Annotated in this window: 21 protein-coding genes; 6 read left to right on the top strand and 15 right to left on the bottom strand. The window is 60.2% G+C overall.

Annotated features, from left to right (window positions below):
• Nucleotides 1-7: 7 nt before the first annotated feature.
• A complete protein-coding gene (locus KDX37_RS04605) occupies nucleotides 8-412 on the top strand; it encodes a hypothetical protein (protein WP_231651496.1) in 405 nt (134 codons plus the stop codon).
• Nucleotides 413-493: 81 nt separating this feature from the next.
• Here KDX37_RS04605 and KDX37_RS04600 read toward each other — a convergent pair whose 3' ends face one another.
• The 7 genes from KDX37_RS04600 to KDX37_RS04570 all read right to left on the bottom strand — a co-directional run bounded on the left by KDX37_RS04600 (nucleotide 494) and on the right by KDX37_RS04570 (nucleotide 7,613).
• Nucleotides 494-1,492 carry a sulfate ABC transporter substrate-binding protein gene (locus tag KDX37_RS04600; protein ID WP_231651495.1) on the bottom strand — a complete coding sequence of 333 codons (999 nt, stop codon included), beginning with the start codon at nucleotides 1,490-1,492 and terminating at the stop codon, nucleotides 494-496.
• 103 nt (nucleotides 1,493-1,595) lie between these two features.
• Nucleotides 1,596-2,429 carry an ion transporter gene (locus tag KDX37_RS04595; protein ID WP_231651494.1) on the bottom strand — a complete coding sequence of 278 codons (834 nt, stop codon included), beginning with the start codon at nucleotides 2,427-2,429 and terminating at the stop codon, nucleotides 1,596-1,598.
• Between the two features lie 139 nt (nucleotides 2,430-2,568).
• Complete coding sequence (locus KDX37_RS04590) at nucleotides 2,569-3,993, bottom strand: efflux transporter outer membrane subunit (protein WP_231651493.1); 1,425 nt, start codon at nucleotides 3,991-3,993, stop codon at nucleotides 2,569-2,571.
• Nucleotides 3,990-4,874: an efflux RND transporter periplasmic adaptor subunit gene (locus KDX37_RS04585; RefSeq protein WP_231651492.1), complete on the bottom strand. Its 885-nt coding sequence runs from the start codon at nucleotides 4,872-4,874 to the stop codon at nucleotides 3,990-3,992. Before KDX37_RS04585 ends, KDX37_RS04590 begins: the two co-directional genes overlap by 4 nt.
• Complete coding sequence (locus tag KDX37_RS04580; RefSeq protein WP_231651491.1) at nucleotides 4,871-5,080, bottom strand: DUF1656 domain-containing protein; 210 nt, start codon at nucleotides 5,078-5,080, stop codon at nucleotides 4,871-4,873. Before KDX37_RS04580 ends, KDX37_RS04585 begins: the two co-directional genes overlap by 4 nt.
• On the bottom strand, nucleotides 5,077-7,164 hold the full coding sequence (locus KDX37_RS04575; protein ID WP_231651490.1) for an FUSC family protein: 2,088 nt from the start codon (nucleotides 7,162-7,164) through the stop codon (nucleotides 5,077-5,079). Before KDX37_RS04575 ends, KDX37_RS04580 begins: the two co-directional genes overlap by 4 nt.
• The gene (locus KDX37_RS04570) at nucleotides 7,161-7,613 is read right to left on the bottom strand and encodes a MarR family winged helix-turn-helix transcriptional regulator (protein ID WP_231651489.1); all 453 of its coding nucleotides are present in this window, start codon (nucleotides 7,611-7,613) and stop codon (nucleotides 7,161-7,163) included. The genes KDX37_RS04575 and KDX37_RS04570 overlap by 4 nt, the downstream gene beginning before the upstream one ends.
• A 542-nt stretch (nucleotides 7,614-8,155) precedes the next feature.
• Between KDX37_RS04570 and KDX37_RS04565 the strand changes: the two genes are divergently transcribed.
• The gene (locus KDX37_RS04565) at nucleotides 8,156-8,824 is read left to right on the top strand and encodes a polysaccharide lyase family 7 protein (RefSeq protein ID WP_231651488.1); all 669 of its coding nucleotides are present in this window, start codon (nucleotides 8,156-8,158) and stop codon (nucleotides 8,822-8,824) included.
• Between the two features lie 33 nt (nucleotides 8,825-8,857).
• Here KDX37_RS04565 and KDX37_RS04560 read toward each other — a convergent pair whose 3' ends face one another.
• Together KDX37_RS04560 and KDX37_RS04555 are read right to left on the bottom strand one after the other, a co-directional pair.
• Nucleotides 8,858-10,252, bottom strand: a complete 1,395-nt coding sequence (locus tag KDX37_RS04560; protein ID WP_231651487.1) for a heavy metal sensor histidine kinase — start codon at nucleotides 10,250-10,252, stop codon at nucleotides 8,858-8,860.
• Nucleotides 10,225-10,920 carry a heavy metal response regulator transcription factor gene (locus KDX37_RS04555; protein ID WP_231651486.1) on the bottom strand — a complete coding sequence of 232 codons (696 nt, stop codon included), beginning with the start codon at nucleotides 10,918-10,920 and terminating at the stop codon, nucleotides 10,225-10,227. The genes KDX37_RS04560 and KDX37_RS04555 overlap by 28 nt, the downstream gene beginning before the upstream one ends.
• A gap of 166 nt (nucleotides 10,921-11,086) precedes the next feature.
• On the opposite strand from KDX37_RS04555, the gene KDX37_RS04550 reads away from it, so the two are divergent.
• The 3 genes from KDX37_RS04550 (at nucleotide 11,087) to KDX37_RS04540 (ending at nucleotide 13,155) form a co-directional block, all read left to right on the top strand.
• The gene (locus KDX37_RS04550) at nucleotides 11,087-11,692 is read left to right on the top strand and encodes a hypothetical protein (protein ID WP_231651485.1); all 606 of its coding nucleotides are present in this window, start codon (nucleotides 11,087-11,089) and stop codon (nucleotides 11,690-11,692) included.
• Nucleotides 11,693-11,767: 75 nt separating this feature from the next.
• Entirely contained in the window at nucleotides 11,768-12,388 is a 621-nt protein-coding gene (locus tag KDX37_RS04545; protein WP_231651484.1) for a cytochrome b/b6 domain-containing protein, read from the top strand.
• The gene (locus KDX37_RS04540; RefSeq protein ID WP_231651483.1) at nucleotides 12,385-13,155 is read left to right on the top strand and encodes a molybdopterin-dependent oxidoreductase; all 771 of its coding nucleotides are present in this window, start codon (nucleotides 12,385-12,387) and stop codon (nucleotides 13,153-13,155) included. Before KDX37_RS04545 ends, KDX37_RS04540 begins: the two co-directional genes overlap by 4 nt.
• Before the next feature lie 101 nt (nucleotides 13,156-13,256).
• Here KDX37_RS04540 and efeO (KDX37_RS04535) read toward each other — a convergent pair whose 3' ends face one another.
• From efeO (KDX37_RS04535) to efeU, 4 genes are read right to left on the bottom strand one after another with little or no spacing between them, the layout of a single operon-like run.
• A complete protein-coding gene (gene efeO, locus KDX37_RS04535; protein ID WP_231651482.1) occupies nucleotides 13,257-14,081 on the bottom strand; it encodes an iron uptake system protein EfeO in 825 nt (274 codons plus the stop codon).
• 28 nt (nucleotides 14,082-14,109) lie between these two features.
• Complete coding sequence (efeB, locus tag KDX37_RS04530) at nucleotides 14,110-15,420, bottom strand: iron uptake transporter deferrochelatase/peroxidase subunit (protein ID WP_231651481.1); 1,311 nt, start codon at nucleotides 15,418-15,420, stop codon at nucleotides 14,110-14,112.
• Between the two features lie 24 nt (nucleotides 15,421-15,444).
• On the bottom strand, nucleotides 15,445-16,653 hold the full coding sequence (gene efeO, locus KDX37_RS04525) for an iron uptake system protein EfeO (RefSeq protein ID WP_231651480.1): 1,209 nt from the start codon (nucleotides 16,651-16,653) through the stop codon (nucleotides 15,445-15,447).
• An 8-nt stretch (nucleotides 16,654-16,661) separates the two neighbouring features.
• Complete coding sequence (gene efeU, locus KDX37_RS04520; protein ID WP_231651479.1) at nucleotides 16,662-17,516, bottom strand: iron uptake transporter permease EfeU; 855 nt, start codon at nucleotides 17,514-17,516, stop codon at nucleotides 16,662-16,664.
• Between the two features lie 307 nt (nucleotides 17,517-17,823).
• Here efeU and KDX37_RS04515 point away from each other — a divergent pair, with 307 nt between their 5' ends.
• Complete coding sequence (locus KDX37_RS04515; protein WP_231651584.1) at nucleotides 17,824-18,420, top strand: DNA-3-methyladenine glycosylase family protein; 597 nt, start codon at nucleotides 17,824-17,826, stop codon at nucleotides 18,418-18,420.
• Here the strand turns inward: KDX37_RS04515 and ampC are convergent.
• Nucleotides 18,417-19,586, bottom strand: coding sequence for a class C beta-lactamase (gene ampC / locus KDX37_RS04510; RefSeq protein ID WP_231651478.1), 1,170 nt, complete (start codon nucleotides 19,584-19,586; stop codon nucleotides 18,417-18,419). The two genes, KDX37_RS04515 and ampC, sit on opposite strands and share 4 nt — an antisense overlap.
• A 66-nt stretch (nucleotides 19,587-19,652) precedes the next feature.
• Nucleotides 19,653-20,546: a LysR family transcriptional regulator gene (locus KDX37_RS04505; protein WP_231651477.1), complete on the bottom strand. Its 894-nt coding sequence runs from the start codon at nucleotides 20,544-20,546 to the stop codon at nucleotides 19,653-19,655.
• Nucleotides 20,547-20,653: the final 107 nt, after the last annotated feature.

Raw genomic sequence — 20,653 nt, 5'->3', positions numbered from 1 at the left:
ATTCGCTATGTACCGCACCGCACGCGTCACCTTGTTGGGTCTGGTCATGGGTTTGAGCGCCTGTGCGGTCCAGCCGCCAGCGCCCAGAAGCCAGGAACCGATCCAGACCTTGCCTGGCACCCAGCAGCCTGGCGCTCCGCGTACTACGCCAGCCCCCAATAAGCCGTCCAAGATACCCGCTGCCGGGCCGAAAACGTCAGCCAGTTTCGCGCCGCCGCCGGGCGGTAACAGCCACTGGGATGCACGCCTGGGTGTCTACGTGATGGACGACCAGAACAATACCTTCTATCGCCAGCGTACCTACTACCAGTGGAACAACGGCTGGAGCTGGGCCACCCAGCCGGACGGTCCCTGGCAGGCCACCGATGCCAGCGGCGTACCCGCAGGGCTGGGCCGTCAGTTCGGTCATTGATCAGCGTCGAACCGCAACGGCTTGAAACGCAAAACGGCGACCCTCGGGTCGCCGTTTTGCAGGTGGCAGGCAGTGCGGGTGTTATTTGCCAGGGTAGATCTGGTCGAACACGCCACCGTCGATGAAGTGGGTCTTCTGCACAGTGCGCCAGTCACCGAAGGTTTTTTCGACCGACAGGAAGTCGACTTTCGGGAAGCGATCCTTGTATTTGGCGAGTATTTGCGGGTCACGTGGACGCAGGTAGTTGTTGGCAGCGATTTCCTGGCCTTCCGGCGACCACAGGTATTTCAGGTAGGCTTCGGCCAGTGGGCGGGATTGCTTCCTGTCCACGACCTTGTCGACCACGCTGACCGGTGGCTCGGCTTCGGCCGAGACTGACGGGTAGACCACTTCAAACTGGTCACGGCCGAATTCGCGGGCAATCATCTCGGCTTCGTTCTCGAAGGTCACCAGCACATCACCGATCTGGTTGGTCATGAACGTCGTGGTTGCGCCGCGGCCACCGGTGTCCAGCACCGGTACGTGGCGGAACAGTTCGCCGACGAATTTCTTCGCAGCGGCTTCATCACCGCCGTTCTTCAGGGTGTAGCCCCATGCAGACAGATAGGTGTAGCGACCGTTACCCGAGGTCTTCGGGTTGGGCACAATCACTTCGACGCCGCTCTTGATCAGGTCTGGCCAGTCTTTCAGCGCTTTCGGGTTGCCTTTGCGCACGATGAACACGGTGGCGGACGTGAACGGCGCGCTGTTGTTCGGCAGGCGGCTGACCCAGTCTTTCGGAACCAGTTCGCCGTTGTCAGCCAGGGCATTGATGTCGGTGGCCATGTTCATGGTGATCACGTCAGCCGGCAGCCCGTCGATGACCGATCGCGCCTGCTTGCTCGACCCGCCGAAGGACATCTGCACGGTCACGTCTTCGTTCTTTTCCGCTTTCCAGTGCTTCTGGAACGCGCTGTTGTAGTCTTTGTAGAAGTCGCGCATCACGTCATAGGAGACGTTGAGCAAGGTTGGCGCGGCCTGGGCGGCGCTGGAGAGCGCCAGGCCTGCGGCCAGTAGCGAAGCGGCGAAGAGTTTGTTCACTGCAGGGTCCTTGAGATTAAAGTTGTCGTTATAAAGTTGATGGCTTTATGCCGTGACACTAGCAGCAACACCCAGACTGGCTAAAGATCAAAAAAGTCTTTGCTTATGCCTTGTTCGCCACCTTGGGGAACAGCTGATTGCCGCAGCGCGAGCAGAACGCCGCGCCATGCTCATGGTAGTTCTTCGAGCATACCGGGCAATCGTGCTTCAGCTGTTCACCGCGCATGGCGTTGGCCAGCTCGGCGGTGAATATACCGGTGGGCACCGCGATGATCGAGTAGCCGATGATCATCACCAGCGACGAGAGCATCTGGCCGACCGGTGTCTTGGGCACGATATCGCCGAAACCAACGGTGGTCAGGGTCACGATAGCCCAGTAAATACCCTTGGGGATGCTGGTGAAGCCATGCTCCGGGCCTTCAATCACATACATCAGGGTGCCGAATACCGTGACCAGTGTCGAGACAGTCACCAGAAATACGATGATCTTCTGCTTGCTGCCGCGCAACGCCGCCAGCAGGTAATTGGCCTGACGCAGGTACGTGCCCAGCTTGAGCACCCGAAAGATCCGCAGCATGCGGATGATCCGCACAATCAGCAGATACTGCGCATCGCTGTAATAGATCGACAGCACACCCGGCACGATTGCCAGCAAGTCCACCAGCCCATAGAAGCTGAATGCGTACTTCAGGGGGCGGGGCGAGCAGTACAGGCGCAGAATGTATTCGATAGCGAAAATCAGCGTGAAACCCCATTCGACGTAGGCGAACAGGGTCGAGTAGTCACGGTGAATGCTCTCGATGCTGTCAATGCTGGTGACCAGCAGGCTGAGCAGAATAAGGACCAGCAACGTCTTGTCGAAGCGGCGACCGGCGGGCGTATCTGTCTGAAATATAACGATATGCAGCTGCTGACGGCGGCTGAGTGAGGTGTCCATGGTGCGTTCCGAGTCAAAGATCGGCTGAGCGTGGGGCAATGGGCAGCGCAGTGCAAGTGATCCCGACCGAACCGGGGAAGCAGCCAGACGCCTGGGCCAACAAGATGATGCACCAGCGGTGCTGCCCCCTGCACGCAGGCTATTTCGCGTCTTCCTCCCAGCCACCGCCCAGCGCCAGAAACAGATTGATCTGGCCCATGGCAACCTGGGTATTGGCCTCGGCCAGTTGGGCACGTACGTCGGTGTAGACGCGGGTGGCCTGCAAGTCCGCGAGGAACGAAGCGCGTCCGGCCTGATAAAAACGGTGGGTCTGGTCGGCGGCCTCTTTTGCCGACTGCTCGGCGTCCTTCAGGGCGTCGCGGCGGTCGAGCAGGGCGGTGTACTGCGCCAGCCCGGTCTGGGTCTCGCGAATGGCGTTGAGCACCACGCCGTCAAAGTGGGCCAGCGCCGACTGCGCCGAGGCTTCGGCCTGATGAATACGGGCCCGCGAGCCGTTGGACGGAATGGTCCAGTTCAGCAGCGGGCCAAAGCCCCAGCGATTGGCCGACGGTTTGCCGAGGTTTTCGATCAGGCCGACCGTGCCGACGGTCGCGCCGATGCTGATATCGGGGTAAAGCTCGCCCGTCGCCACGCCGATCTCGGCGGTAGACATCGCCAAGTGGCGCTCGGCCTGACGCACGTCCGGTCGGCGTTTGAGCAGCGCAGCGCCATCGCCTACCGGCATCACCTGCGCGATGTGTTGCAGTTCGTTGCAGGCGCTGACCCCGGCAGGCAGTTGCTCCACCGGTTTTGCCAGCAGCATCGACAGGCGAAACATCGCGGCCTGGCGTTGCGCCTCATAACGTGGCAACTCGGCGCGCAAGGATTTGAACTGGGTCTGGGAACGGGTGACCTGGGTTTCATCGCCACGGCCCGCATCGCGCAAACGCTGATTCAAGGTCACGCTCTGCTTCTGCAGATCCAGCGACTCATGAGCGATGCCGAGTTCTTCATTGGCCGCACAGATCTGGGTGTAGGCGCGCACCACATCGGCCACCACCGTGATTCGCGCCGTATCGACCGCCGCCTGATTGGCATCGACATTGGCCTGGGCCGCTTCGATACCGCGTTGCAATGTGCCAAACAGGTCGAACTGATACGAGGTGGTCAGGCCCACGTCACCGACATTGGCCACTGGCACCTTCTCGGTCAGCAAAAACGCTTCGCCTGATTCCTGCAGGCGTTGAGCGCCCACTTTTGCGCTGTTGGTGAAGCCTCCAGCCGCTTCAGCTTCGTCCCCTTGAAAACGCGAACGTTGCAGGTTGGCGGCGGCGATGCGCAGGTCGGTGTTGGAGGCCATCGCCTGGCGCACCAGCTCATCCAGTTTCGGGTCTTGATACAGGCGCCACCAATGAGCAGGCACCGGCGCCGAAACGGTATTCCCCGATTGGCCGGCCAGCTCGCCCTGCAAGTCCGGGCGATTGATCGCGCCGTCCCTGGGCAGCTCGTAGTTCGGGCCGACCATCTGACAAGCCGAGAGCAAAGCGCTGAAACCCAGCACCGTCAGGCGAGGCGCGCATTTCATCGTGCGGCCTCCTGCTTGTCTTCAATGATCGACACCGTCGCCGTTCGCCCGGCAATCATTCGGAAATCCTTGGGCACTTCGTCGAAGGCAATGCGCACCGGAATACGCTGCGCCAACCGCACCCAGCTGAAGGCCGGGTTGACGTTGGGCAGCAGGTTCGAGCCGCTGCTGCGGTCGCGGTCTTCAATGCCGGCGACGATGCTCACCACATGCCCGGTCAGGCGGGCGTTGTCACCGATCACCCGAATGTCCACGCCCTGGCCGACGTGAATGCCGTCGAGCTTGGTTTCTTCGAAATAGCCGTCGATATGAAACGAGGCCGCATCGACCACTGACAGCACCGGGCGACCGGCGCTGACGAATTCGTGTTCGCGAGGCGCGCGGTCATTCAGGTAGCCGTCGACCGGGCTGCGGATCACCGAACGGTCCAGGTTCAATTGCGCAGCATCTACTGCCACGCGTGCTTCACCCAAGGCAGACAGTGCACGGGCTTCTCGGGACTGGCTTTCTTCGAGTTGTTCGCGGGCGACGAGGTTGCCCAACCCACGGTTGCGCTTGTTCTCGCGACGGGCCTGCTCCCAGGTCTCCTGGCGCTCCGACACAGTGGCCTGAGCCTGGCGCAGTGCCAGACGGAAACGGTCCTGGTCGATGGTGAACAACACCTGGCCCTTGTGTACCGGCTGGTTATCGGTGACCTCGACCTTCTGGATCAATCCGGAGACGTCCGGCGCAAGCTGAACGATGTCGGCGCGAATGTGGCCGTCACGCGTCCAGGGGGCGTACATGTAATACATCACCATGCGCCACACTACGGCAGTGGCCAGGGCGACAACGAGCAGGGTCAGGACCACACGGCCCAATGTCAGAATCGGTTTTTTCATGTCATCAGGTATCGACTTAGAGTATCCACGCCGCCGAGCAGCAAAGCGTATAGACCTACATTGAATAAAGCCCGGTGCCAGACCAGGCGGTAGAAGTGGGCACGCGTCAGCACGGCGTGCACCCCTAGAAACAACAGATAGGCGATGCCCATCATTGCCAGAAACGTGGGGACGAAGATCCCACTGATGTCCAGATCACCGATCACAGAGGCGCTCCATCAATGCCATGCGGCAGTTGTTCGGTCAGCTCTCCACCCACGCTGACGATCTCCACGCCCGGCAGCAACGCCAGGCGCAGGCCACTGAGTGCATGCAGCAAGTGCAGCCGTGCCGGGTCATCGCCCATCGCCTGATCGGTCAGGGAGCGTCGCGCCCGGTCCATCGCCATCAACAGGCCTCGGGGTGCAGGCAGGCGTTCGCCCGCTTTGGTGCAGTGCCGGAAATAACCGCTCACTTCATTGATGACCTGTCGCAACAGCACCTGAGCCGCCGGTGTCGCCCGTCGTGTGTAGGCCAGCAGATCGAGCATGTTCAGCGCCACGCGCAACTCACGCAGAGCGATACCGGTGTCCTGTGCGGTCAGGGTCAGGCGGGGCAGTTGCTGCATCAGGCGATCCAGCATTTGCACGCCCATCCGCCGATGTTCGGCCAGGGTCGAGCCCTCGCTGAGGCTGGCAATGTCGCGCCAACTGAAGCGGGTCAGCCGTTTGACTGCCAGTTCAACACCGAACGGGCGGAACACCAGCGTCCATATAAAGGCAAACAGCAACCCCATGGGCCCTGCCAGATTGGCGTTCAGGAAATTCAGAAAGTCGGCATCATAGGCGCTCTGAATGCTGATGAAGGATGACGTGTTGACGATGGTCAGCAACGTGCCGAGAAAGAAGCGCGGCTGCACGGTCAGGGTGCCAACACAGATGAATGGCACCGCGAAAGCCAGCACCAGCATTGGAAAATCGTGCAGGTTCGGCAGCACCACGAACAGGTACAGACTGGCGAACACGACTGAAAGCATGGTCCAGAAGAAAAACCGATAGATCTGCGGAGCAGGGTCGTCCATGGCCGCGAAGAAACTGCACGAAACGGCGGCCAGTGCGACAGCGCTGGCGCCGTCTTTCCAGCCCAGAAGTATCCACAGTACTGACGCCACAATGATCGCCAGTACCGTCGAGACCACCGAATAAAGCATCAGGCCCCGGTCCAGAAACGGCGTCAGTCGACCCAACCGCCAATGCCGGTAAACCGCGCGCCACGACGACTGATCGTCGTTCCTGATTGCGTATTGCAGCGTGCGGCAGTCCTGCCACAGATCAATCCACTCACCCAGGCGGAACAGTGTGTTGGACAGCAGCAACTGATCGCGATCGTCCAACTGCGCCGAGTCCGGTTGCAGGCTCTGCAGCCTGCTGTGCAACTGCTGCCACTGGTCCGTCTGTGGACCGTTGGCAGTGGCTTCCAGCCAGTTGCGCGTATCCAGCAGCAACGGCGAGAGGCTGGCAAGCAATTGCGGCGTGCGTCTTTCCAGTGCCCACAGCGCATCGTCCAGAGCATCGATCACAGGCAGCAGATGAATCATCCGGCCGCGTAGCTCATGGGCATTGCGTACCGTCTGCTTGCGGGCGCCTTCGTGGCTCAACTGCCCGATCATCATCTCCAGCGAATTGAAGCTGGCGACCATCGAGTTGCGCAGCGCACCGATTTCTTCGGGCTGGCAGGTGCGGCTTATGAAGCGCTCGCTGTACGTCGAGGCATCACCGAACCACTTTTCGGTGGTGGCCTGAAAAACCGGTGCCAGCCGTCTGGGCCAGAACATGGCGCCGACGACGGCAGCGCAGATGATGCCCAGGAAAATCTCTTCGGTACGTGACACGGCGATCTCGAACACCGCCTGCGGGTTGTCGACCACCGGCAGTGAAATCAGTGGCATGGTGTAACCCGCCAGCATCAGCGCGTAACTGTTTGCAGTGCGCAAGTGCAGCGACAGGAATAACAGCGTGCCGGTCCAGAGCCCGACGACGATTGCCAGCAGCAATGGGGTCTGGACGAACATCGGCACCAGTAACACCGAGGCGGCCGCGCCTGCCAGCGTGCCCGCCGCGCGGTACAGTGCCTTGGAACTGGTTGGCCCGACAAAGGGGCTCGAGACGATATACACCGTAGCCATCGCCCAGTACGGGCGCGGCATTTCCATCAGCAGGGCGATGTACAGCGCCAGCATCGACGCGCCAAAGGTGCGCACGCCGTAGAACCAGTCGCGGGCGGGCGGCACGCTGGAGAAGAAACCGCTCAAGACTGTCCCTCGTAGCCGCGCTGCGCAGCGTCGGAGAATGCCTGAAACACGCGCAACGTAGCGTCAAGATCGGCTGGCTCCAGGCCTTTCAGCACATCGGCGCGCAGGCGGGTCAGCTCTGCTTCGATCGACCCTGCCAGCGCCCGACCTTTGTCGGTGAGGCTCAGGGCTTTGGCGCGCCGGTCATTGGGGTCTTCGGTGCGGCAGACGATTCCGGCTTTGCAGAGTTGGTCCAGCAAGCGAACCAGTGTCGGGCTTTCCATGCCTGCCGCCTGTGCGACTTTGACCTGATGCACGCCGTCGCCGAGCCGGGCGATGGCCAGCAAAGGCCCCGCACAGGCTTCGGAAATGCCATAGGTCACCAGCGTGGTCTGGCAGATACGTCGCCATTGGCGGGACGCTGCCACCAGACCGCTGCTGATCGCCCGGTGAAGAGAAGCGGTAGACATGCCGTCACCCGGATTGGTTAGGAGCAACATTGTTAGTGAGGATATAAATAGCTTGCTAACTAATATCCTGTAACAACTTCTTACAGTCAACCCAAAATGGCCGAACGGATGCTTTCTCGTGAAACCTGCGCGTTCAAGATGAAGAATGCCCCTCAAAGAGACCGTTAGGGGGTGATATTCATCAGCAAAAATCCTGAAAGTTCCCTTCTTGTGAGGTTTTTCGCTACCGCTCGTCAGTGTTTTAACGGGTTTTTCATCTTTTTTTGCACTACGTCTTCAAAAAAATGACGCGTTACCGATAGGGCAATGTCCTGATAAACCGTTGCGTTGAGGCAAGAAGTGGCATCAAGCCGCAATGGGGATTTTGGCGGCAAAATAGTGGCCAAGCGCTGTTTTAGACATTTTTTTGGCGCTAAGACGTTGTCGTGTCACTTCAAAAAATAATCGATTCAGCCGATAGCCTTGATGAACCGAACAGGCCAGCACGCCTGTTCCAGAGCCATCCTGTTGTTGGTGCGCATGCGTACCTTGCGAGCTACCCCATGATCGATCTTGCCACTTGGAATCTGTCCGTCCCTGTTGGGACACCTGCAACCATCATCGAAACCCCGAAGCTGATGAATGGTTACCGTGATGGTTACTTCCGTTCCGGAGATACGCTGTTCTTCTGGGCGCCGGTCACCGGCACTACGACTGAAAACGCCAAGTATCCGCGCACTGAGCTGCGCGAAACGACGCCTGATGGCAGGGCTTACAACTGGGCATACTCCAGCGCGGACAATTTTCTGCGGGCGACTCTGGAGGTCGATCAGGTGCCATCATCGGGCAAGATCGTGATTGGTCAGATTCATTGCTACCAAAGCACCGAGCCTTTGTTGAAGGTCGAGTACCAGTACAAGGAGAAGCTGAAGACCGGCAACATTGTTGCCAAGTTTCGTCGGACTCCCGATGCTGAAATTGAGGTGATCACCATCGCCCAGGGCGTGCCGCTCAATCAGCAGTTCAATTACAGCATCAACCTGACGCCGTCAGGAGATCTGACGGTCAACGCGTTCAATATGGTCTGGTTTGCCAAGCTTGACTCGGCGTGGAGCACCAAGCTGTTTTACTTCAAGGCCGGTGTCTACACCCAGGACAATACGGGCTACACGACCGAAGGCGGCTCGGCCACGTTTTACAAGCTGGCCATCGCCCATGAGAAAAAGTCCTGAGGTGAGCTGACCGGGGTGGACCGATGACCGCAATTACCGTGCGGGAAACACCAGCCTGAAACAGATTTGCCCCAGGCGGGGCTGAGTCACTTCAACCCGTCCACCGTGCAGGTGCATGATTGCTGCAACGATTGCCAGACCCAGGCCGTTTGAATCCGAAGGTTGATGGCGTGAAGCATCGCCACGGTAGAAACGATCAAAAAGCCGGGCAAGACTGTCCTGCGACAATGTTGGCCCCTGGTTTTCCACTTCAATGCCCACGCAGTCGTCAAGGATGACGACGCGCATCAATATCTCGCTGCTTTCGTCAGCGTAGCGAATCGCATTGGCGACCAGATTGCTTAATGCACGCCGCAGTAAAATCGGATCAGCCAGCAACATCCCCTCGCCGCTAGGGATCAGATTCAGATTGCGCTCTTCAGCCAGCCCTTCGAAATAACCCGCCACCCGCTGCAGTTCTTCATTCATATCCAGTGATTGGCGTTTCAGTGCTGCCTGAGCTTCGTCGGCCCGCGCCAGAAACAGGATACTTTCCACCAGCCTCGAAATTCGCTCCAGCTCTTCCAGATTGGACGCCAGCAACACCTGATATTCGTCCGCGCTACGGTTTTGGCGCAGCGCGACCTGGCAGTGGCCCATCAACGAGCCCACGGGTGTACGGATCTCATGAGCGAGGTCGGCTGAAAACTGCATGAGGCGACGATAGCCATCATCCAGTCGGTCAAGCATGGCATTGAACGCATCGCTCAACTGCTGCAGTTCTACCGGTGTGTCGCGGCTGTCCAGGCGACTGTGCAGACTGGCCGGTGTTATCGCAGCGGCGTGCGCGGCCATTTTGCGCAGCGGGCGCAGGCCGCGTCGCAACAGCGCATAGCCGAGCAGGGCGGTCACCAGGAAGGCCAGCACCACCGCGCCATAAATATGCTGACGGAAGCTGGCGAGCATGGCCATTTCCTTGACCATCAGGTGCGCGGCCTGCAAGCGGACCTCGACGCCATTCGACATCACCTGCACGGCAGCCGCCCGCAATGGCACGCCTTGCAGGCTGGTGCCGCTGCGCAGGTCGTCAACCTGCAAAGGCTGGTCCTGCGGTACGGTCGGCAGCTCGGGCAGTGGCGCGCGCTGTGGATTGACCGAAATCACCGGTGGCTTGCCCGGTTCGCCAATGATGAAGATGTCTTCCTCGCTGTCGAGCATGTTCTCGAACAACTGAGGACTGCCCTTGAGGTTGTCCATGGTCAGGTCGTAACGCAGCAGTTTGCGAAAGTGGTCCAGACGTGCGAGCACAGCATGGTCGCTGCGTTGCATCACGGTCTGCTCGATCGACTGATACAGGTACAGGCCTGCGCCGCCGACGGTGAGCATTGCCACCAGTGCAAAGGCCAGCGTCGAGCGCAGGGTCAGGGAAGGTTGGCGTCGAGGCTGCATGGCCGCACCTCGCACACATAACCGATGCCGCGCACGGTATGGATCAGTTTGATCGGGTAGGGCAGATCGATCTTGCTGCGCAGGCGCTTGATGGCCACGTCGACCACGTTGGTGTCGCTGTCGAAATTCATGTCCCAGACTTCCGAGGCGATCTGCGCCCGTGACAGCACGTCGCCTTCGCGGCGCAGCAGCAGATGCAGCAGCGCGAACTCCTTGTTGGTCAGCACGATGACCTGCTGCTGACGCGTGACCCGGCGACGCAGCAGGTCCAGCTCCAGATCGGCGAGATGAAAATGGTCCGCCTCGCGCACCACACCGCGTCGCAGAATCGTGCGGATGCGCAACAGCAGTTCGGTAAACGAAAACGGTTTGACCAGATAATCGTCGGCACCCAGTTCAAGGCCGCGAATGCGGTCCTGAAGCTGGTCGCGGGCGGTCAGAAACAGCACCGGTACATCCTGTCGGGCGCGCAGGACTTCAATGATCTGCCAGCCATCGATGCCGGGCAGCATCACATCGAGCACAATCAGGTCGTAACGGTTTTCCAGCGCCAGGTGCAGGCCATCAGCACCGTGCTGGGTCCAGTCGACTTTATAGCCGGACTCGCCCAGGCCCTTCTTCAGGTACTCCCCGGTCTTGGTATCGTCTTCAATCAGCAGGATATGCATCGTTACGTCCGCTACGCTCTGCAGGCGCCTATGCGCCGATGCCAAAGTCTAACCAGTTGCCGGGAAGGTGTCCGGCGAATGACAAAAATGTCATTGCGCGGTCATTTTGCGGTGCCGGTAGCGATGCAAACATGTGTCCCAGAACTCACCTGCCAAGGAAGTACCGATGAAGACTGCACTGTCCACCACGTTCGGCCTGTTGCTGCTCAGCGCCGCTGTCATGACTCAGGCCGCCGACATGCCGGTCGTCAAACCCATGCGCGGCACCGTCGACAGCCTTCAGGCCGACACCTTGAACTTCACGACCCGTGCGGGTCAGCATCAGAGCATTCAACTGACCGACAAGACCGGCATTCGTCTGGTCTCCAAAGCTGACCTGGAAACCATCAAGGCCGACAGCTTTGTCGGTTCGGCGGCCATTCCTCAGGCCGACGGCACCTTGAAAGCTCTGGAAGTCACCGTGTTCGAAGCCAGCCTGAAAGGCAGCGGTGAAGGGCACTACGGTTGGGAGAATGCCGACGGCACCACCGGCACCATGACCAACGGCACTGTGGGCACCTTGTCCAAGGCCAATGGCCGCACGTTGACCGTGCAATACAAGGGCGGCGAGAAGCAACTGGTCGTTCCGCAAGACGTGCCAATCGCCTATGTTGAGCCAGGCCAGCGCAGCGAGCTGAAAGCCGGTGCCAAGGTTGTGCTGTTTCCGGCAGACGATGGCAAGTCGGCACGCGGTGTTGCGGTCGGCAAAGACGGTTTCACGCCGCCGATGTAAGCGTTCTGTCCGGCGCTCGCTGTTGCTATGACCGTGAGCGTCGGGCCGCACCATCACCTGTACAGGTTCTTCATCATGAAAACCCGCCCGATTCATCCATGGCCGGTGCGTTTGACGCATTGGGTCAACGCCGTGGGCATGGTCTGCATGTTCATGAGCGGCTGGGCCATCTACAACGCGGCGCCGCTGATGCCGTTCACGTTCCCCAAATCCCTGACACTCGGCGGCTGGCTGGGCGGCTCGATCGCCTGGCATTTCGCAGTCATGTGGCTGCTGGTCATCAATGGCCTGATCTATGGGCTGTATGGCGTGTTCAGCCGTCATTTCAAACGTGATCTGTTGCCGGTTCGTCCGACGCAAGTAAAACGTGATGTGATTGATGCGCTGCGTTTTCGCCTGGCGCACATCAAGGGTCAATACAACGCTGTGCAACGCTTGATGTACTGGCTGGTGCTGGCCATGGGCGTGCTGGTGGTGGTATCCGGCCTTGCCCTGTGGAAACCGGTGCAGTTTCAGCAACTGGCCAGCCTGCTGGGCGGCTACGATTTTGCCCGCTGGGTGCACTTTGGTGCGATGACGGCCATTGGTGCGTTTGTCGTCGTCCACCTGGCATTGGTCCTGCTGGTGCCGCGTACCCTGTTACCTATGATTATCGGCGGCCGGCGGCCCGACGAAGAGGGAGCTGGCAAGCCATGAACGAACCTCGTAAACGCATCACTCAGAGTATTCGGCTCGAACCTGCGCAACAGACGCAACTGGTCAACATCCAGCGCCGCGCCTTTTTGCGTGCCGGGCTGACGGTCGGCGCCATGTCGATGCTGACTGGCTGCAACCTGCAGGACGGCGATCAGGTCGACAAAGTGCTGTGGGCCATGTCGCGCTGGAACGACCGGGTTCAGGCATGGTTGTTCAGCGGGCAGAAACTGGCGCCGACCTACACCAAGGCGCAGATGACCAACCCGTTCCTGTTCAATGCGTTTTATCCCGAGTACAACGTGCCGGAACTGGAGCTTGCCGATTACCGTCTGGCGGTCTCGGGGCTGGTGCGCGACAAGCAGCCCTGGACCCTCGAAGCCTTGCGCAAATTGCCGCAGCGCACCGACATCACACGACTGATCTGTATTGAAGGCTGGAGTGCGATAGGGCAGTGGGGTGGGGTGCCATTGAGGACGTTTCTGGAGTACATCGGTGCGGACACGACGGCGCGCTTTGTCGGTTTCAAATGCGCCGACCGGTATTATTCGAGCCTCGACATGCCCACCGCCTTGCACCCGCAGACCCTGCTGGCGCTGGACTTCGGCGAGGTCGCCCTGCCGCCCGATTTCGGTTATCCGCTGCGGGTGCGGGTGCCGACCAAGCTGGGCTTCAAGAACCCCAAGCACATCGTCGAGATCTTCGTCAGCAACGAAAACCCTGGCGGCTACTGGGAAGATCAGGGGTATAACTGGTTCAGCGGGATTTGAGTCAGGGTTGAAGTGCATATCAGGTTAACGGGCGATATGGGCTTCAACGACAGCACACCCACCTGCAACAGTGGGTGTGCGCGATCCGCTCTGTCTGGGACTCAGTTAAGGCCCAGCTTGCCGCGCAGGGTCGAGAGGTCTTCGGCCAGTGTGTTGACCGGGCCGATCAGGGCCTTGCGGTCGTTCTCCTTCACCTTGTCATAGGTTTCGAAGCCACCGTCCCTGGTCTTGTACTTGGCGAGGATCTTGTCCACGGTCGCGAAGTTCTTGTCGACTTTGGCGGAGAACGCCTTGTCCTGCTGTTCGATTTGCGGGCGGAACAGGTCGACGATCTTCTTCGCCCCGTCGATGTTGCCCTGGAAGTCATACAGGTCGGTATGGCTGTAACGGTCTTCCTCACCGGAGATCTTGGTGGCCGCGACTTCTTCCAGCAGGGCCGCGGCGCCACCGACGACTTTTTCAGGCGGGAAGGTCAGGTCAGCCACGCGCTTTTCCAGGTCCTTGACATCGCTCAGCAGTTTGTCGGCAATCGGACCCTGGTCCTTTGTGGTGTTCTGCGAGAACAGTGCGTATTCCAGACGATGGAAGCCGGTGAAGTCTTCAGCCGTCACACCCTGTTCGTGGTCGTCGACGCGGGAGTCGATGGACGCGTCCAGGTCACTGAACAGCTCGGCAATCGGCTCGACTGATTCGTAGTACACGCGGGTCGGGGCGTAGAGTTTTTTGGCCGTCGCGATGTCGCCTTTTTTCACCGCATCGGTAAATTTCTGGGTATGGCTCACCAGCTCTTCGATGTTTTCGGTGACATAGATCTTGTAGTCCGAAACCGGGCCCACCAGGTCCAGCGGCGCCGTGGCAGCGAAGGCGGCCAATGGGGTCTGGAGCAGGCCAAGAGTCAGCAGTAAAGCCAAGGGCGTCTTTGTCATGATGATTTCCGGTTGAGGGTTTTGAAAGTCATGCGGTTTGGGAAGGTGACGTGGTGGCCAGCAATGAGCGGCCGATGAAGTCCTTGTCGCTGGTAACACCCGGCAATGTGAAGAAATAGCCGCCGCCTACTGGCTTGAGGTATTCCTCCAGCGGCTCGCCATTGAGGCGGGTCTGCACCGTGATGAAGCCTTTTTCCAGGTCTGCCTGGTAGCAGATGAACAGCAGGCCCATGTCGAGCTGGCCATTCTTGTTCACGCCGTTGGAGTAGTTGAACGGACGGCGCAGGATCAGGTTGCGCTGGGTTTCGGCGGTACGTGGATTGGCTAGACGGATGTGCGAGTCCAGTCGGGTTTTCTTGCCCTCCGGGTCTGCCGCGTAGTTGGGCACGTCGGTCTCGACCTTGCCGTCCATGGGCGCGCCGGTGCTTTTGGTGCGACCGAAAATCGACTCCTGCTCCTGCAGCGGCGTGCGGTCCCAGCGTTCGACGAAATTGCGGATGATGCGCACGGCCTGATAGCTGCCATTGACTGCCCAGGCCGGTTCGTCGCTGCCGGGCTGCACCCAGACCAGTTCGTTCATGGTTTTCTGGTTGTTGGAGTCGGGGTTGGCCGAGCCGTCCCGGAAGCCCAGAAAATTACGCGCACTTTCAGGCGGCTGACCGGGTTTCTTCGGTGCCTGCGGCGGTACGGTGCCTTCCTGTTTCCAGCGCACCAGCAGCAGGTCGGGCAGGTTCTTGACGATATCGCGCAACGCATGGATGTTGCTGTCGGCGGTGTTGGCGCAGAACTGGATGCTCAAGTCGCCGTGGCAATTGGCAGGCTCTAGCGCATCGTTGGGGAAACCGACCATGCGGCTCAGGCGTTTTGGCTTGGCCGGGGCCAGGCCGAAGCGCTCATCGAACAGCGATTCGCCGACCGACACGGTAACCGTCAAATTGTCCGGCGTGACTACCGGGCCAAGGATGCCCGAGTCGGTCGGCGGCAATTTGGGGTCGACTTCAGGCACCGGGCCACCGGTCATCAGGAACGCAATACGCTCGTTGAGGGTTCGGAACAGGCGCTCCAGGTCGTCCCGGTCAGTTGCCAGCACATCGAAGGCCACCAGCATGCCCGCTGCAGGGCGCGGGTTGACGATGCCGGTCTGGTGCTCGCCATGAAAAGTGTTGTGGTCCTGAGTTTTCTCGCTGTTGGGTGCTTCCGTGACCTGCGCCGGCGATGCAGCCATCACGTTGCCGCTCAGGCTGCTGCCCGCGAGCGCTGCGCCTGCGGCGCCAAGGCCCATCAGGACCCGACGACGCTGAAGGGAAGTCGGGGCGTTGTTGACGTCTGGAGTTTTCATCGTGGTGTGCTGTGCTCCGGTGTGTCAGAGGTCAGAAAGTCCAAGGGCCGGGTCGATGCCTTCGAGTGCTTTGGCCAGCGTTGCGGCCTTCGCCGCAATCTGCTGACGCTGCGCAGCATCGACTTTGTCGTAAGGGCGGTAGCCGTTGTCGGTGCTCATTGCATCCAGGGCGGTGTCCAGATCGGCCATGGCTGCGTCAATCTGTTGCAACAGCTCACCCGAGCTTTTGCTCAACAGTGGCCTTAGCAGGTCGACGATCTTGCGCGTGCCTTCAAGGTTGGCGGCAAAGCCGTTCAGGTCGGTGTGGCTGTAGCGTTCCTCTTCGCCGCTGCTGCGCACATCCGCAAGGCTGCGCAGGGTGCGTGTCGCAATGGCCGCCAGTTGTTCAGGCGCGAGGGTTTGCGCCAGCAGCTGTTGTTTGAGCTGGGTGACATCGTCCTGCAGACGCTGCGCCACGGGCGTCAGGCCTTCGACGCTGTGTTGACTGAACAGCCCGTACTCGATGCGGTGGAAACCGCCAAAGCCCGGATCCTGTTCACGCTTTTCGTAGTAATCGGCGCGGGCATTTATCGCGTTGTCCAGCGCAGCCAGGCGTTGGGCGGCAGGTGCGATACGCTGGTAGGCCGAACGGGCCGGCAGGTAAGCCGCTTGTGCTGCACTCAGATCGCCGGCATCAATGGCTTGCTGCAGTGCAGTCACGGCTTTGATCAACGCCGAACCTTGCAGGCTCAGATACACGCGGTATTCGGACAGCGGGCCAATGAAGGCCGTCATCGACGGGCGCGCTTTGGCCCTGGCGTCGGATTCTGCGGTCGGCGTTACGTGCAGCGTGCCGCGTGGGTTGCTCAACAGGCCACAGGTGATTGCGTAGTCACCGGGCGCCAGATTGGCGTTGATGACCTGGCTCAACCCGGGCGCAATGTTTTCCCGCTCCTCGATCACCAGCACACCGTCCAGAATTTCCCACTCAACCGCTCGCTCGGACTGGTTGACGATGCGGAAAGCGTTCTTGCCGGCCTGCACGGTCAGTGCATTGGGTTCGCAATTGTGGGCATGGATATTGACCACGGTTTCGCTGCCAGCATTGGCGGCGCGTTTTTTTGCGGCCACCTGGGAAGCGTAATAAAACAGCCCGCCTGCGGCGATCATCAGGATCACGGAGCCCGCGACGGCCAATCGCAGGACACGGGGCGGCCGGGCTTTCTCGGAAAGCCCTGTGGGACGGTTCGACATGGGTGCCCTTATTCGTTCGTAACAGAAGATGGGTGCGGTTGCACAGGCTTGCTGGCGGTCGGGGCGTGCGGCATGAAAAACAGCACCAGCGCCCCGATCAGGTATATGAGGTAGACACTCAGGGTGCTGACGGTCGGCGCATCCTGATAACCGAACATGCCTGCCAGCACCGAGCCGGTCGGGCCGTCCATCGGCAGCCAGGCACTGATGTCGAAGACCACGCCTTGCAAGTGATTCCAGACGCCAGCTTCATGCAGTGCCTGGACCGAGTTGGCCAGGATGCCCGCCGCAACGACCAGAATGAACAGCCCTGTCCAGCGGAAGAACAGACTGAGGTTCAGGCGCATGCTGCCACTGTAGAGCGCCACACCAAAACCGATGGCCAGTAACAGGCCGAGCAGGGCACCCAGTGGTGCGCTCGAACCTTCGCTCTGTTGAAACACCGCAAGCAGGAAAAACACGGTTTCCAGCCCTTCGCGGGCCACGGCGAAAAACACCATGGCGATCAGCGCGTAGGTCTGGTTTTTCGAGCCGGCGAGCGCGGCGTCGAGGGATTCGTGCAGCGCGTGCTTGATGGAGCGCGCCACTTTGCGCATCCAGAACACCATGGAGCTGAGAATGCCCACGGCGATCAGGCCGACAATGCCTTCGAACAACTCTTGCTGCTTTTGCGGAAACTCGGCGCTCATCAGCTCCAGCCCGCCACCGACGAACAGCGACAGGGCGGCCGCCAGAAATACGCCAATCCAGACGGCAGGCATCCATTCGCCACGGCCTGTCTGTTTCAGGTAGCTGGCAATAATGCCAACGATGAGCGCGGCTTCGATGCCTTCGCGCAGCATGATCAAAAACGGAACGAGCATATTTCACCGAATCAGGACTGGGGGTGCGCGTGTATCTACAAACGTTTCGTCGAGCCACAAGCCGAAACAATGCGTAACATAATGATACTCATTCTTGAATGGCGGAAGTTGTTTTTTGTCGGAAATTCGTTTTTGCCCAGTTGTTCAGGTTAGGTTCAGGCAGCGCTGAGCTTGAGTTTTTGGGGCGTGACGTGTAGCAGTGGATAGATTGACGGGCGTAATGCCAGAGGAGAACTCGATGGGTAGAGAGGCGGTCGGCCAGGCCGGGACGGGTCAGCACCCTGCAGAGGTTGCGCACGCTCTAGCAATGGAGTTTCTGAAAACGATCGACGCTCAATGGCTCGCGCTGGTCGAGCATGCAGGGCCGTGTACTCACCCGGTATCGGCTGCTCAGGACCCGTTTCAGGCGTTGGTCAAGGCCGTTGCTTATCAACAGCTTCACGCGAGGGCAGGCGACGCGATGGTATCCCGGCTGAAGGCGCTGTTTCCTGGCTCGGTCTTCCCGGGCGCCGAAGCGCTCAGTCGGGTGGATGATCAGGCGCTGAGGGCGTGCGGTTTCTCCGCCTCGAAAACGCGTGCGATCAAGGCCATTGCCGAGGCGAGACTCAGCGGTCAGGTGCCTGACGTGGATCAGGCACTGGACATGGACACTGAAGCCTTGATCCTGCGTTTGACGGAGTTGCCTGGCGTGGGGCGCTGGACGGTGGAAATGATACTGATCTATGGCCTGGGCCAACTTGATGTCATGCCCGCCAGCGATTTTGGAGTGTGCGACGGCTATCGCCGGTTGTATGGCCTGGCCGACAAGCCACGGCCCAGGGAGATGCTGGCCCTGGCTGACCGGTTCCGGCCCTTCCGCACGATAGCGGCCTGGTATCTGTGGCGGGTGCCTGCCAGCCGCTAGCGCGGTCTGGGCATCAGTTCGCCGAGAAGGGCGTAGGCCAGTTCTACCCGCTCTTCATTCGGGTAGTTGCGATTGGCCAGCATGACGATGCCCAATTGCTGCTCGGGTATGAACGCCACGTAGGCGCCGAAGCCGTTGGTCGAACCAGTCTTGTTGACCCACGTCGCGGGCATCGCTGGCTGTGGCGGCTCAAGCGGTTGTGCCTTGAGCGTCTGCAGCGCGAGCCGGCCAGCATTGCCGTCCAGCAGGGTTTGAAGCGGCACAGGGATGGGATACTGCTCCCAGATCAGGTCCTGAGTCATGCCGCCGACCCTGAAGTACCCGGTCCGGGTATCGAGCAGGGCGCGTTGCAAAGGCGCGGCATAGTTGCCTCGGCCCATGTTTGCCTCCACGAAGCGGATCAAATCCTGGCTGCTGGATTTCACACCGTAGGCTTCATCCGCCAGCACGCCCGGGTTGACCCTGACGGGTTCATTGAGCCTGTTGTACCCCTGGGCATACAAAGGCTGTTTGTCTGCTGGCACATCAAGGTAGGTGTTGTTCAGGCCGAGCGCCGGAAACATGCGTTTCTGCAGAGCGTCCATGAACGATACATCAAGGCTTCGCGCAGCGATCATCCCCAGCAGTCCGACACTGGGGTTGGCGTAGGTGCGATGCGTGCCGGGCAGATACTGGGGTTGCCAGGCCTTGAACCAGTCCATCAATTGCCCGGTGTTCTGCACTTTTTCCGGCACCTGCAAGGGGAAGCCTCCAGCTGTGTGGGTGCCCAGATGAAACACCGGCACCTTGCCCAGACGCGAGCCGTGCAGTTGCGGCAGACAGGTGTCAACGTTGGCCGTCAAGGACAAGTGACCGGTGGCCTGCGCCCAGGTCGCGAGCGTCGCGGTGAAGGTCTTGCTGATCGAACCCAGTTCAAACAGTGTGTCTTGGCTCACCGGTTTGCCGGTTTCCTTCGAAGCCACGCCGAAGTCATAGAACTGTTGCTTGCCGTTCTGGGTGATCGCAATCGACAGGCCGCTGATATCGTTCTGCTGCATGGTTTTGCCAGCTGCCTCGCGCACAAACGTATCCAGCGACGGCGCGTCTGCCTGAGCAAACGCGAGGTCAGGCGCTATGCACGCTCCTGCCAGCAACAACGCGCAAGACGATATCCGATTCCAATACATGACTGATCCTTGTTGTTCTTCAAGAGCGAGGCCAGGCAAGGATACGCCGATCAAGGCCGACCGCGCTCACGGTGCAGTGCCTTGCAGAGTTTCATCGAGCATTTCTACCAGCCGCTGGGCCGCCGGGCTCAGCGTGTGGCCGGAGCGTGTGATCAAGCCGATTTCGCGGCTCACACCGGGATGATCGATCGGCACCTGAACGGTGTCCGAACGGCCCTCGTCGGCCGACTCCGGTAACAGCGTCATCCCCAACCCCTCGCGGACGAGCGCCAGCACAGTGGACATGTAATTGGCCTCAAGACCCGGCACCAGCGCCAGTCCTTCGTCGGCAAACAGTTGCTCCACGCGTTCGCGCACGCTGCTGTCGCGGCCGGTGAGGATAATTGGCTGCCCGGCCAGGTCGCTTAGCACCACGGAGCGCCGGCTGGCCAGTGGATGTGTGTGCGCCACGAACAGGCGCAAGCGGTCGACCATCACCACGTTGAAGTCCAGGCCATGGCTCATGCGGGCCCGAACCCCGAGGCCGATATCGACCTCGCCTTCACGCACCAGTGTATCGATGCGCTGCGCCACCACATCGCGCAGGCGTACTTCAATACCGGGGAAGCGTGCGCGGAATGCGCTCAGCACAGTGGGCAGGATGCTCGAACAGATCGACGGCAGGGCGGCGACGGTGACCACGCCACGGCGCAAGGCGGCGAGGTCGCGTGAGCCGCTGACGATATTGTCCAGATCCATCAGCAGCTTTTCCATGGGGCGCAGATTGCTCTGGCCCGCCGCCGTCAGGCTGAGATGTCGCGGACTGCGTTCAAGCAGTGCCACACCCAGCCATTCCTCCAATTGCTGGATCTGCACCGTGAGGGCGGACGGCGACAGATTGAGCTCGACCGCAGCCTTGGCAAAGCTGCCGCTGTGAGCCACCGCGAGAAATGCCCGGATGTGCTGAATAGAATTTTTCATCGGATTGCTCGTTCTGATTTTCCGAATGCAAGGTGCTGAACATTTCAATTTACAAAGCTTACCCCCGTTTCGATACTCGTTGAAAACAACAACAACCTATCCCGCCG

The sequence above is a fragment of the Pseudomonas californiensis genome, from assembly GCF_021147775.1.
Classification (GTDB): domain Bacteria; phylum Pseudomonadota; class Gammaproteobacteria; order Pseudomonadales; family Pseudomonadaceae; genus Aquipseudomonas; species Aquipseudomonas californiensis.
Note: the sequence above shows the minus strand (reverse complement) of the source record. Positions and strands in the feature narration are given on the sequence as shown.

What these genes read in the sequence shown, in the direction of transcription:
- KDX37_RS04540 (WP_231651483.1), top strand. Translation starts at nt 12,385, where the DNA reads ATGAACGAACCTCGTAAACGCATCACTCAGAGTATTCGGCTCGAACCT.
- KDX37_RS04505 (WP_231651477.1), bottom strand. Translation starts at nt 20,546, where the DNA reads ATGAAAAATTCTATTCAGCACATCCGGGCATTTCTCGCGGTGGCTCAC.
- KDX37_RS04555 (WP_231651486.1), bottom strand. Translation starts at nt 10,920, where the DNA reads ATGCATATCCTGCTGATTGAAGACGATACCAAGACCGGGGAGTACCTG.
- KDX37_RS04545 (WP_231651484.1), top strand. Translation starts at nt 11,768, where the DNA reads ATGAAAACCCGCCCGATTCATCCATGGCCGGTGCGTTTGACGCATTGG.
- efeO (WP_231651480.1), bottom strand. Translation starts at nt 16,653, where the DNA reads ATGTCGAACCGTCCCACAGGGCTTTCCGAGAAAGCCCGGCCGCCCCGT.
- efeB (WP_231651481.1), bottom strand. Translation starts at nt 15,420, where the DNA reads ATGAAAACTCCAGACGTCAACAACGCCCCGACTTCCCTTCAGCGTCGT.
- KDX37_RS04565 (WP_231651488.1), top strand. Translation starts at nt 8,156, where the DNA reads ATGATCGATCTTGCCACTTGGAATCTGTCCGTCCCTGTTGGGACACCT.
- KDX37_RS04570 (WP_231651489.1), bottom strand. Translation starts at nt 7,613, where the DNA reads ATGTCTACCGCTTCTCTTCACCGGGCGATCAGCAGCGGTCTGGTGGCA.
- KDX37_RS04595 (WP_231651494.1), bottom strand. Translation starts at nt 2,429, where the DNA reads ATGGACACCTCACTCAGCCGCCGTCAGCAGCTGCATATCGTTATATTT.
- KDX37_RS04585 (WP_231651492.1), bottom strand. Translation starts at nt 4,874, where the DNA reads ATGAAAAAACCGATTCTGACATTGGGCCGTGTGGTCCTGACCCTGCTC.
- efeU (WP_231651479.1), bottom strand. Translation starts at nt 17,516, where the DNA reads ATGCTCGTTCCGTTTTTGATCATGCTGCGCGAAGGCATCGAAGCCGCG.
- efeO (WP_231651482.1), bottom strand. Translation starts at nt 14,081, where the DNA reads ATGACAAAGACGCCCTTGGCTTTACTGCTGACTCTTGGCCTGCTCCAG.
- KDX37_RS04515 (WP_231651584.1), top strand. Translation starts at nt 17,824, where the DNA reads ATGGAGTTTCTGAAAACGATCGACGCTCAATGGCTCGCGCTGGTCGAG.
- KDX37_RS04560 (WP_231651487.1), bottom strand. Translation starts at nt 10,252, where the DNA reads ATGCAGCCTCGACGCCAACCTTCCCTGACCCTGCGCTCGACGCTGGCC.
- KDX37_RS04605 (WP_231651496.1), top strand. Translation starts at nt 8, where the DNA reads ATGTACCGCACCGCACGCGTCACCTTGTTGGGTCTGGTCATGGGTTTG.
- KDX37_RS04550 (WP_231651485.1), top strand. Translation starts at nt 11,087, where the DNA reads ATGAAGACTGCACTGTCCACCACGTTCGGCCTGTTGCTGCTCAGCGCC.
- ampC (WP_231651478.1), bottom strand. Translation starts at nt 19,586, where the DNA reads ATGTATTGGAATCGGATATCGTCTTGCGCGTTGTTGCTGGCAGGAGCG.
- KDX37_RS04590 (WP_231651493.1), bottom strand. Translation starts at nt 3,993, where the DNA reads ATGAAATGCGCGCCTCGCCTGACGGTGCTGGGTTTCAGCGCTTTGCTC.